This is a genomic window from Clavibacter sp., from assembly GCF_014802555.1.
In the GTDB taxonomy this organism is placed as follows: Bacteria; Actinomycetota; Actinomycetes; order Actinomycetales; family Microbacteriaceae; genus Clavibacter; species Clavibacter sepedonicus.
This window is the reverse complement of record NZ_JAAVCB010000049.1, coordinates 1-10,325: the sequence shown is the minus strand read 5'-3', so window position 1 is coordinate 10,325 and position 10,325 is coordinate 1. Positions and strand designations below refer to the sequence as shown.

Below are 10,325 nucleotides of genomic sequence, written 5' to 3'. Positions count from 1 at the left end.
GCGCCGACGCGCTTGACCCCTTCATCGAGCACTACAACACTGAACGAATCCACTCAAGCCACGGGCTCACGCCCGCGGCCCGAGTGTCACCAACGTCATGACCCAGTACATCTAGGCGGAGGGGCGGCCGTCCGCGGCGTCGGCGGTCGCGACGTCGGACTCGGTGGATGCACCCGGCTCGACGGCGGCCAGGGCCTCGTCGTCCATGGTCTCCAACGTGATGTCGGCCTCGGGGGCCTCCTGGCCGTCGGCGTCGAGCGGCACGATGTAGTCGCCGAGGCGACGGCGGGCCGCCTCCTCGCGCTGCACGCGGATCCGCTCGAGCTTCTCCTCGCGGAGGCGCAGGCGCTCGGTGTCGACCTCGACGCGGCGCACGGTGACGCCGCGCGTGGGGCCGGCGGCCTTGGCCGGGGTGGTCTTGCGGCTGGGCTCGCGCTTCGCCGCGTCGCTCGCGGGCTTCCGCGACGGGGCGGTACCCGACTTCGCGGCCGCCGAGGCGGGCTTGGTCGACACCGCGGGCGGCTTCCCGGAACCCGGGCAGCGCTCGTGGTTGCGACCGTGGTCGAGGATGTTGCCCGTGGCCATGCCGACGGGGTTCGCCTTGCCGCAGACCGAGCACTTCGTCGCGGGGGTTGCTGCCACGTTCGATACCACTTTCCATCGCCGCGCCGTCGCCGGACCGAGGGTGCCGGTCGGCCGGACGGCGCTCGTCCACGCTACCCGACGCGGGAGGTGCGGGGATACCGGAGTCCCCCGACCAGGGGTGTCAGGCCGGGACGCAGGTGGTGCGCATCCGCACCACGACGGCCCCGTCGGCCTCCTCGACGTCGAGATCCACCGTGACGGACGCGAGCTCGTCGAGACCGGAGACGTGCGTGCCGCCGCAGGGGATCCGCGCGGTGCCGTCGGGCAGTTCGCACACCCAGGAGCGGCGCGAGGTGAGCAGGTCGCCCTCGCGCTCGATCCGCGCGGCGGCGCCCGAGGCGACCCATGCGGCGAGCGTGGCGTCGACCCGGCCGCGCACCTCCTCGAGTTGGTCGAGGAGCGCGGCGGGCACGAAGCCCTTCTTCCGCAGCGACTTGCCGAGACGGTACGTGTCGACGGACGACCACGGGCCGATGCGCGAGGTGCCGATGGCGAGCGCGTCGAAGCCGGGCGCGCCGAGCGCGTCGCGGGGCACGTCCTTGTTCCAGGCGCCCTCGAGCGCGCGGTCGAGGGCGAGCGAGGCGAGGTGGCAGCCCGTGTGGCCGGCGCTCAGGGCGCGACGGTGCTCGGGATCCACGGCGACCTCGACGGCGTCGCCCGCGCGGACGTCGGCGTCGCCCGGCACGACGTGGACGGCGACGAACGACCAGCCGTCGGCGCCCTTCTTCACCGGGACGTCGGCGCCGACGTGGAGCGCGGCGTCACCCGCGGGATCCGTCGACGCCGCGCCGACGACGCAGTCGAGCACCTCGATCCCGGCGCCGCGCACCCGCAGCACCGCGCGGTCGGCGGGCTGGTCGGGCCAGGCCGCGTCGACGGGATGGCAGGCGGTCTCGTCGAGCACGACGGCGCGCGTTCCGTCGGCGAGGTCGTCGACGCGGAGGACCGTGCCCGCGGAGGCGACGGATCCCGCCGGGTAGGTCACGCGCGTGGGCGGCAGGGCGACGGCGCCCGCGGGGGTGGAGGTCATGGCGGCTCCCGGCTCGGTGTGCCTCGATCCTCGCAGACCGCGTGCGGCGGGCCGGCCCGGTGGGTCACGCGGGCGCGGTCCCCGTGGCGCGCGCCCGGCCGAGCAGGCGCCGCAGCGCCGCGCGCTCGAGGAGCGTCCAAGCCGCGCTCGACAGCAGGTACAGGGCGGCGGCGAGCGGGGCGACGCCCGCGAAGACGACCGTGACGAACGGCAGGACGCGCGTCATCGCGGTCATCCCCGCCATGCCGGGGAGCGCCGGATCGGCGGCCGCCGGCGGCCCCTGGAACCGCAGGTCGGCGCGCCGCCGCACCTCGATCACCACGGCGAGCAGCCCGAGCACGACAAGCGAGACGACGAGCGGCGCGACGCCCATGCCGGCAGCGGCCAGCGCGTTCGATCCCAGCGGGAGCCCGGCGAAGGGCGCGGCGAGCAGCGCGTTCGCCTCGCCGCCGATCCGCGCGTGCGCGAACAGCGTGTAGACGGCCGCGAGCACGGGCGCCTGGGCGAGCGTCGGCAGGCAGCCGGCGAGCGGCGACGCGCCCTCCCGGGCGTAGAGCTCCTGCACCGCGCGCGACATCTGCTCGGGCTTGCCCGCGTGCCGGCGGCGGAGCTCGGCGAGCGCGGGGGCGATCCGGAGGCGCTGGATCTCGGCGCGCACCTGCGCCACGCCGACCGGCACGAGCACGGCCCGCACGACGAGGGTCAGGAGGATGACGGCCACGCCGGTGGCGGAGGCGCCGGCGAGCGGGTGGATCAGGTCGGCGAGGCCGACGACGAGCTGGGACAGGCCGTCGAGCACGGCTCGGACGGGGGCGATCGATGTGGGGTCCACGGGGTTCCTTGCGACGAGAGCGGAGGGGGTCCGTCTGGTCGTCGCATGCGGGCGCGCGCCGGATCCGTGCCACGCGGTGGCGGCGGACCCCTGCTGGCCGCGGTCAGGCGGCCGGGAGCGGCGCAGGAACGACGACCTGCATCCGCCGGCCCGGGGCCCGGGAGCGCTCGTGTCCGTCCGCGTCCGGGTCGCTCGAGGAGACGAGCACCGGGAGGTCGACGTCCTCGTCCGGGCGCAGCGGCGGCGCGGCGGATCCGAGGAGCCCGCGTGCCGCGGCGATGCGCACCAGCGCGACCGCGGCGGCCACGGATGCGGCGCCGAGGAGTGCTGCGAGGAGGATCGCTGGCGTGACGCCCGCGCCGCCCAGCACGACGTCGCCCACGAGGGCGAGCACGCGGCCGAGGACCTCCAGGACGATGGGCATGCCCGACGGTAGCACCGGGCCCGGCGCGAGCACGAGGGGCGGGCGGGCACGAGGGCCGGGGCGCCCGCCCGTCCCCGCCACCGCCAGCTGCGCCGCCGGCCGCGGACGCCGCCCCTCGGCGCGCCGCCCTGCGCGGCACTCCGAGGTACCGCGCACTGCGTGATACTGTGCGACGCATGAGAGAGATCGACTGATGGACACCACGCAGCTCCTCAAGGGCGCGCTCGACACCGCGGTGCTCGCCGTCGTGCAGCACGACGACGGGTACGGCTATGACATCGTCCGGCGCCTGCGCGACGCCGGCCTCGGCGACGTCGGCGACGCCTCCGTCTACGGGACGCTGCGCCGGCTCTACGCGGCAGGCGCCCTGTCGAGCTACGTCGTCCCGTCCGAGGGCGGACCGCACCGCAAGTACTACGCGATCAACCCCGAGGGCCGCGAGCTGCTCGCCGGCCAGCGGGCCACGTGGGCGGCGTTCGCGACGGCCATGAGCGGGCTCCTCGGCGAGCCGGCCCCCGCGCCGACCCACCGCACCCGGAAGGCCGGCGGCGCCGGCGAGGGCCCCGTGCCCGCATCCGTGAACGTCCGCACGATCGGAGAGAAGCCGTGAACACCGCAGATCCCACCCTCGACACCCGCATCCAGGCGTTCGCCGCGGCCGTGCGCGCCCGGCTCGCCGACCTCGATGCCGAGGACGTCGACGACCTCACGGGCGGCCTCGAGGCCGACCTGCAGGAGGAGGCTGCGGATCACGACGGCGCCCTCGAGCTCGGCGATCCCGTGCGCTACGCCGACGAGCTGCGCAGCTCGGCCGGGCTGCCGGAGCGGGCGGTGGCGGCGGCGCCCCTGTCTCCGATCGCGCAGATGCGGGAGAGCATGCGCGCCCGGGGCCGCGACGTCCACGCCCGCATCCGCGCGAACCGGGAGCTCTCGGCGATCCTCGACCTGCTCATCCTCTTCCGCCCGGTGTGGTGGCTGCTGCGAGCGTGGGCGGGATACCTGTGCTTCGTCACGGTGATCTTCGGCGGCTTCTCGGTCCTCCCACGGAACCCCGCTGCATGGGTCCTGCTCATCGCGCTCGTCGTCATCAGCGTCCAGTGGGGACGCGGCAACTGGGTCCGCTCCGCTCCGGCGCGGACGCTCAAGGCGACCATCAGCGTGATCACGGCCGCATCGCTCGTGGTCCTGATCCCCGTCTCCATCGACGAGATGGCGCCTCGCTCCTACGCTGAGTCCGCCTACCCTTCCTCCTACCAGCAGCCGGGCCTGTCCCTCGACGGCAAGGCGCTCACGAACCTCTTCGCCTACGACGCCGACGGGAACCTCCTCGACCGCGTCCAGCTCTTCGACCAGGACGGCGAGCCCGTGACCACCGTCAGCAGCGTCATGGATGACGGCCGCCTCACCGATCCCGTGACGGGAGAGCGCATGAAGCCCGCCGACGGCGCGTGGAACGTCTTCCCGCTCGAGAGGGACCTCCTCGCCACCTCCGACGGGGCGACGGCGACGGGATCCGGCGCCGTGCGGCCCCCGTTCGCGAAGGCGCTCCCGTTGCGCGCGGGTCCCGGCTCGACGCCGACGCCGACGCCGAGCCCCGGAGGCGCCACCGGCGACGCCCCTGCGGCAACGCCGACAGCAACTCCCACGCCCACCCCGGAGCCCACCCCGTGAGCGCGCTCCTCGACCACGAGCAGCCGTCCGGCGGGATCGGCACCCGCACGGGGCTCGCGCGGCTGACCGCGCGCGAGCGGGAGATCCTCGTGCTCGTCGCCCGCGGGCTGTCGAACGCGGAGATCGCGGGCCGGCTGTTCCTCGCGCCGACGACCGTGAAGACGCACGTGAGCCGCACGCTCGACAAGCTCGGCGTGCGCGACCGCCTGCACGCGACGATCTGGGCGTACGAGAACGGCGTGGTGGAGCCGCTCGCGACGACGCGCTGAGCGACGGGATTCGGATGACCGACCCGGGGAAACGCGAACGGCCCGCCAGTGGCGGGCCGTTCGGCATTCTGTCTCAACCAGAGAGATGCACCCGGAGGTGCTGTGCGCCCGGAGGGATTCGAACCCCCAACCTTCTGATCCGTAGTCAGATGCTCTATCCGTTGAGCTACGGGCGCAGTCCTGCGGCGATGATCTCCGCGAGCGGCGATCAGGCCGGGAGACAGCCTACATGCTGCGGGGCCGCCCCGCGAATCCGCGCCGCCGACGAGCGGCCGCGCCCCTCCCGCTGTCCGACGGAGCCCGGCCTCCGGCCGCCCCGACTCCCGCTCATTAGGCTGGATCGACCCGAACCGCGAGGAGCGACCCTTGGCATCCTGGACCGATCACGTCGTCTGGTGGCACGTCTACCCCCTCGGCTTCACGGGCGCGCCGCAGACCCGCGACGACCTCGCCGGACCCGGCGGCGGATCCCCCGCGCACCCCGACGCGGCCCCCGCCCACCGCCTCGACCGCCTCCGCGCCTGGCTCCCGTACCTCGTCGACCTCGGCGCCAACGGCCTGCTGCTCGGCCCGGTCTTCGACTCGGAGACCCACGGCTACGACACCCGCGACCACCTGGTCGTGGACCCCCGGCTCGGCGACGACGCCGATCTCGACGCCCTCCTCGCCGACGCCTCCGCCCGCGGCGTGCGCGTGCTCCTCGACGGCGTCTTCAACCACGTCGGCCGCAGCCACCCGCGGTTCGTGCAGGCCCTCGCGGACGGGCCCGGATCCGAGGCGGCCTCCTGGTTCCGCTGGGACGAGGCCGGCGAGCCCGTGGGCTTCGAGGGCCACGGCGCCCTCGTCACGCTCGACCACGACTCCGAGGCCGTGCGCGCGCACGTGGCCGAGGTGATGATCCACTGGCTCGACCGCGGCATCTCCGGCTGGCGGCTCGACGCCGCCTACGCCGTGCCCGCCTCCTTCTGGGCGGCCGTGCTGCCGCGCGTCCGCGAGCGGCACCCGGACGCGTGGTTCGTCGGCGAGATGATCCACGGCGACTACGTCGGATACCAGGCCGAGTCGACCATCGACTCCATCACCGCCTACGAGCTGTGGAAGTCGATCCGCAACTCCATCGCCGAGCGGAACCTGTTCGAGCTCGACTGGACCCTCACGCGCCACGCGGAGCTGCTGCCGTCCTTCACGCCGCAGACCTTCATCGGCAACCACGACGTGACCCGCATCGCCTCCGCGGTGGCCCCCCGCCACCTCGGCCACGCGGTCGCGCTCCTGCTGCTGCTCCCGGGCATCCCCTCGATCTACGCGGGCGACGAGCGGGGCCTCACCGGCGTGAAGGAGGACCGCGCAGGCGGCGACGATGCCGTGCGCCCCGCGTACCCGGCCTCACCCGACGAGCTGCACGATGACGAGCACGCAGCCCGGATCCGCAGCCTGCACCAGGAGCTCATCGGCCTCCGTCGCCGGCACGCCTGGCTGGTCGACGCGCGGATGGAGACGTCCGGCCTCGCCAACACCGCGCTCACCATCACGCTGCGGCCGTCGGGCACGGGGGCGGCCGCAGGCGTGGCACCCGGATCCCCGGACGCGCTGCGCCTCGTGCTCAACCTGGGGGAAGAGCCCATGGAGATCGCCGGCTCGCCCGACGGACGCGAGGCGGGCGACGTCTCCGGCGACGGACGCGTGCCCGGGCACTCCTGGGCGGTGCTGGCCGGCGCGTAGCCGGAGCGGCGACGCGGGGTGCCGTGGCTCGCTGCGACGACCGCGTCAGATGGCGCGGTGCGGCCAGCCGTAGACCTCGGCGAGGAGCGCGGCCCGGGCGGCGTGCGCGGCGGCCTCCTCCTGGGCCTCCCCGTCCGGATCCTGATCCGCGGGCGCGAAGTGGCCGTCCGCGATCTCGGGCTCGTCATCGTCGCCGAACGGCCGGTGCGTGAGCGGCCACTCGACGGCGGTGAGCGCGGGCCAGACGGCCGGGTCGGTGACGTCCGCCTCGGGTTCCCGAGGGTCGTCGTGCGCGTCCACGCCGAGGAGCTGCTCGTCGTCCGCCTCCACCGCGCGCAGCCCCTCTCCGTCGCCGTACGGCGCGAAGAGGAACTGCGAGAAGTGGCGGGTCACGGCGTCAGGCTAGTCCGCCGGGGCTCCCAGGAACGGTCGTCGGGCGGGGTTGTGGAAGGCTGCCCACCATCTGCTCGCGGACGACCTCGGATCAGTCGCCGGAGCGCCCCGGCTGTCCCAGCGGCACGGCCTCCGGGCGCCCCACGGAGCTGCGGATCTCGCCCGTCGCCTCGGGGTCGAGGATCGCGTCCATGACCTCGAGCACGTGGAACGCGAGCTCCCCCGACGCCCGGTGCGGCACGCCCCGGCGGATCGCGTCGGCCATCTCCGCGAGACCGCAGCCGCGCCCCGCGTCGACGAAGCCGGCGCTCGGCTCGACGTCCGCCCACTCGCGGTCGGTCGACGTGGCGACCTGCACCTGCCCCGAGAAGTGGTTCGGGTCGGGCACCGAGAGCGTGCCGGCGGTGCCGTACACCTCGATGTTCGGGATTCGCGTGGCCCAGATGTCGAAGCTCATCGTGACGGTCGAGACCGCGCCCGACGCGTGCGTGAGCACGGCGCTGACGTGCGTGTCGACGGTCACCGGGATCTCGCGCGCCTCGGGGTCGGATGCGGCCGAGCGCACGCGGTCGGAGCGCAGCGAGGCGCCCTGCACGCGCGTGACCGGGCCGAGCAGCGTCACGAGCGCTGTCAGGTAGTACGGGCCCATGTCGAACATGGGTCCGGCGCCCGGCTGGTAGTAGAACGCGGGGGCCGGGTGCCAGAGCTCGTGTCCGGGCGCGCCCCAGAAGGCGTTCGCCGCGACGGGCTTCCCGATCGTGCCGGCGTCGAGCACGGCGCGGGCGGTCTGGATCCCGGTGCCCAGCACGGTGTCGGGCGCGGATCCGACGCGGAGGCCCTTCTCCTCGGCCAGCCGCAGGATCGGCGCGGCCTCCGCGGGGCTCAGCGCGAGCGGCTTCTCGCCGTACACGTGCTTGCCGGCCTCAAGCACGCGGAGGTCGACCTCGGCGTGCGCGGCGGGGATCGTGAGGTTCAGCACCGTGTCGATGCGCGGGTCGGCGATGAGGTCGTCCACGCTCAGAGCGTCCACGCCCTGCGCCTCGGCGACCGTGCGCGCGCGGTCGAGGTCGAGGTCGGCGACGGCGACGAGCCGCACGCCGGACAGGGTCTCGAACGCGGCGAAGTACTGCTCGCTGATCTTCCCGACGCCGATGATCCCGAGGGTCATCGCGTCGTCGTCGTGCGTCAGCGTGCTGCCCACAGGAGGCCCCTCTCGATGATGGTGCGGACGTTCGGGTCCTCGACGACCTCGATGCGGTGGCCCGGGGCGGAGACGAAGATGCGGCCCTCGCCCCACTGGCGGGTCCAGATGGCGGGCGCGGTGACCGGACGGTGCCACGGATCCCACGGCCGCACGGTCTGCGTCGTGGTCGCGAGCACGTCGTTGTACTCGTCGCTCAGCACCCAGTACTGCTCGGTCACGAGGTCGAAATCGGCGATCCCCCGGGTGATCTCGTGCGTGCGCCCGAGCTCGGTCATCTCGACCGTGTACGGGATGTAGTTGTCGGACTGCTCGCCCGTGCGCTCGGCCGGGTCCTTGCCCGCGTGATGGGCGAACTGGCCGCCGATCATGTGCAGGTAGTCGGCCGTGTTCCGGTACGAATCGGCGATGCCGCCGTGCCAGCCGGCCATGCCCGTGCCCGCGACGACGGCGGCGTACAGGCCGGCCATCTCCTCGGGCTCGATTGTCGTCATGGTGTTGGCCTGCACGATGAGGTCGGTCTCCGCCATGGCGGCGGCGTCGGCGTAGACGGCCGAGCCCTCCTCCACGCGCACCTCGAAGCCGTTCTCCTCGAGGAACGGGATGAAGAGGCCCGTGGTCTCCACGGGCATGTGGCCGTCCCAGCCGCCGCGGACGACGAGCGCCTTCCGGGCCGCGGTCACGAGCGCGCCGTCCGGGTCGGGTGGTCGCGATGCGACCGGGCGGGCGTGCGGGGGATCTGCATCACGGGCGACTCCTTCGTCGAGTGCGTCCGGTCGGCTGCCGTGCGCCCCTCGAACGCTACGCACCGGCGGTCGGGCGGGGCAAGGAGGTCGCCGCCGATCCGAAACGTTTCACTCGGGCGGCGACACCGCGTCCGTCGCCGCGGGGGCCGCGGGGGCCGCGGGGGCCGCCGTGCTGGCGCGGACCACGAGAGCGGTCGCGAGGTCGAGCCGCGTCGCTTCGTCGCTCCGCCCCTCGCGGATCCGCAACACCATCCGCGCCGCGGCCTCGGCCATCTCGCGCACGGGCTGGCGGATGGTGCTGAGCGCCGGCGAGACGATGCGCGCGAACGGGAGGTCGTCGTAGCCGAGCACGGAGAGGTCGTCGGGGACGCGGATCCCCCGCTCGCGCGCCGCCTCGTACAGCCCGAGCGCCTGCTCGTCGTTGCCGGCGAAGATCGCGGTGGGGCGCGCCTCTCCGTCGAGCAGCTCGCCGCCGGCGCGGTACCCCGCGACGCGGCCGTAGTCGCCCTCCGCCTCGACCAGCGACACCGCGGGTCCCGCCGCCTCGAGCGCGCTGCGGAAGCCCGACATGCGCGCTCGCGAGTAGAGCCGGTGCCGCGGGCCGCTGATGGCGCCGATGCGCGTGTGCCCGAGGCCCAGCAGGTGCTCCCCCGCGGCGTGGCCGCCCTCCCAGTTGGTGGATCCGACGGCCGGCACGTCCGCGGCGGGCGACCCCGCAGGATCCACCACCACGAACGGGATGCCCCGGCTCCGCAGCTGCCGCTTCTGCGCGGGCGCGAGGTCCGAGAAGACGAGGACGAGGCCCATCGGCCGGCGCTGCATGACGCCCGCCATCCAGTCGCCGTCGAGGGCGTTGTCGCGCCCGTGCTCGGTGACGATGACGCTGAGGGAGTGCTCGCGGGCGACCGCCGAGACGCCGCGCAGCAGGTCGACCGAGAAGCCCGTGTCGACGACCTCGAGCACGATCTCGATGAGCGCGCCGTGCGGCCGCTCGGCCCCCCGCCTGCTGTAGCCGTGCAGCTCCATCAGCTCCTCGACGCGGGAGCGCGTGGCCGGGGAGATGCCCTTCCGGCCGTTGAGGACCTTGCTGACCGTGCCGATCGACACGTTCGCCTCGCGCGCGATGAGGCCGAGCGTGGTGCCGGCGCCGTGCTCGGGATCCGACGGCCGCGGCGCATCGGGAAACGTGTCGGTCATGGGGGCGATGCTAGGCCGACCCGGCCGCGGCGACCGGCCCAGGCGCTGAGGCGGGCGGGGACCAGACGGGCGGGGACTAGTTGTAGTTCCCAGTGAGGTTGTGAACGCGTTCGGCGGGCGTGAGTCCGCCGATGCCGGTGTGGGGGCGGTGGTGGTTGTAGTGATGCAGCCAGGCAGGGTAGGTCGCGGCGCGGG

At 74.4% G+C, this 10,325-nt stretch carries 13 protein-coding genes, 1 tRNA gene and 1 pseudogene; 5 read left to right on the top strand and 10 right to left on the bottom strand.

Annotated features, from left to right (window positions below):
• Positions 1–101 (top strand): annotated as a pseudogene (locus HDR73_RS05655) (IS481 family transposase); the annotation flags it as partial.
• Positions 102–111: 10 nt separating this feature from the next.
• On the opposite strand, the gene HDR73_RS05650 reads toward HDR73_RS05655, so the two are convergent.
• From HDR73_RS05650 to HDR73_RS05635, 4 genes are all read right to left on the bottom strand, one after another.
• A complete protein-coding gene (locus HDR73_RS05650) occupies positions 112–642 on the bottom strand; it encodes a hydophilic protein (protein WP_223842696.1) in 531 nt (176 codons plus the stop codon).
• 124 nt (positions 643–766) lie between these two features.
• Positions 767–1,675, bottom strand: a complete 909-nt coding sequence (locus HDR73_RS05645; protein ID WP_041464314.1) for an alanyl-tRNA editing protein — start codon at positions 1,673–1,675, stop codon at positions 767–769.
• A gap of 64 nt (positions 1,676–1,739) precedes the next feature.
• Positions 1,740–2,507 (bottom strand): YidC/Oxa1 family membrane protein insertase, encoded by a 768-nt coding sequence (locus HDR73_RS05640; RefSeq protein WP_012297896.1) that lies wholly within the window; start codon positions 2,505–2,507, stop codon positions 1,740–1,742.
• A 103-nt stretch (positions 2,508–2,610) separates the two neighbouring features.
• Positions 2,611–2,931, bottom strand: a complete 321-nt coding sequence (locus HDR73_RS05635; RefSeq protein ID WP_223842695.1) for a DUF6412 domain-containing protein — start codon at positions 2,929–2,931, stop codon at positions 2,611–2,613.
• A gap of 193 nt (positions 2,932–3,124) precedes the next feature.
• On the opposite strand from HDR73_RS05635, the gene HDR73_RS05630 reads away from it, so the two are divergent.
• From HDR73_RS05630 to HDR73_RS05620, 3 genes are read left to right on the top strand one after another with little or no spacing between them, the layout of a single operon-like run.
• On the top strand, positions 3,125–3,541 hold the full coding sequence (locus HDR73_RS05630) for a PadR family transcriptional regulator (RefSeq protein WP_012297894.1): 417 nt from the start codon (positions 3,125–3,127) through the stop codon (positions 3,539–3,541).
• Positions 3,538–4,602 (top strand): hypothetical protein, encoded by a 1,065-nt coding sequence (locus HDR73_RS05625; RefSeq protein ID WP_012297893.1) that lies wholly within the window; start codon positions 3,538–3,540, stop codon positions 4,600–4,602. The genes HDR73_RS05630 and HDR73_RS05625 overlap by 4 nt, the downstream gene beginning before the upstream one ends.
• Positions 4,599–4,871: a response regulator transcription factor gene (locus tag HDR73_RS05620; protein ID WP_049791878.1), complete on the top strand. Its 273-nt coding sequence runs from the start codon at positions 4,599–4,601 to the stop codon at positions 4,869–4,871. Before HDR73_RS05625 ends, HDR73_RS05620 begins: the two co-directional genes overlap by 4 nt.
• A gap of 103 nt (positions 4,872–4,974) precedes the next feature.
• Here the strand turns inward: HDR73_RS05620 and HDR73_RS05615 are convergent.
• Positions 4,975–5,047 (bottom strand) — tRNA-Arg (locus HDR73_RS05615).
• 190 nt (positions 5,048–5,237) lie between these two features.
• Here HDR73_RS05615 and HDR73_RS05610 point away from each other — a divergent pair.
• Complete coding sequence (locus HDR73_RS05610) at positions 5,238–6,593, top strand: alpha-amylase family protein (RefSeq protein ID WP_094146307.1); 1,356 nt, start codon at positions 5,238–5,240, stop codon at positions 6,591–6,593.
• 45 nt (positions 6,594–6,638) lie between these two features.
• On the opposite strand, the gene HDR73_RS05605 is transcribed toward HDR73_RS05610, so the two are convergent.
• The 5 genes from HDR73_RS05605 to HDR73_RS05585 all read right to left on the bottom strand — a co-directional run.
• Positions 6,639–6,986 (bottom strand): hypothetical protein, encoded by a 348-nt coding sequence (locus tag HDR73_RS05605; RefSeq protein ID WP_012297891.1) that lies wholly within the window; start codon positions 6,984–6,986, stop codon positions 6,639–6,641.
• A gap of 91 nt (positions 6,987–7,077) precedes the next feature.
• On the bottom strand, positions 7,078–8,154 hold the full coding sequence (locus tag HDR73_RS05600) for a Gfo/Idh/MocA family protein (protein ID WP_012297890.1): 1,077 nt from the start codon (positions 8,152–8,154) through the stop codon (positions 7,078–7,080).
• Positions 8,155–8,171: 17 nt separating this feature from the next.
• The gene (locus HDR73_RS05595; RefSeq protein ID WP_012297889.1) at positions 8,172–8,870 is read right to left on the bottom strand and encodes a ThuA domain-containing protein; all 699 of its coding nucleotides are present in this window, start codon (positions 8,868–8,870) and stop codon (positions 8,172–8,174) included.
• A 171-nt stretch (positions 8,871–9,041) separates the two neighbouring features.
• Entirely contained in the window at positions 9,042–10,130 is a 1,089-nt protein-coding gene (locus HDR73_RS05590) for a LacI family DNA-binding transcriptional regulator (protein WP_012297888.1), read from the bottom strand.
• 76 nt (positions 10,131–10,206) lie between these two features.
• Positions 10,207–10,325: integrase core domain-containing protein (locus HDR73_RS05585; RefSeq protein WP_287136286.1), on the bottom strand; the 119-nt coding region annotated here is incomplete at its 5' end.

Bases quoted from the DNA above. Each gene is read 5' to 3' on its own strand.
- HDR73_RS05645 (WP_041464314.1), bottom strand. From the start codon at position 1,675: ATGACCTCCACCCCCGCGGGCGCCGTCGCCCTGCCGCCCACGCGCGTG.
- HDR73_RS05635 (WP_223842695.1), bottom strand. From the start codon at position 2,931: ATGCCCATCGTCCTGGAGGTCCTCGGCCGCGTGCTCGCCCTCGTGGGC.
- HDR73_RS05630 (WP_012297894.1), top strand. From the start codon at position 3,125: ATGGACACCACGCAGCTCCTCAAGGGCGCGCTCGACACCGCGGTGCTC.
- HDR73_RS05600 (WP_012297890.1), bottom strand. From the start codon at position 8,154: ATGACCCTCGGGATCATCGGCGTCGGGAAGATCAGCGAGCAGTACTTC.
- HDR73_RS05590 (WP_012297888.1), bottom strand. From the start codon at position 10,130: ATGACCGACACGTTTCCCGATGCGCCGCGGCCGTCGGATCCCGAGCAC.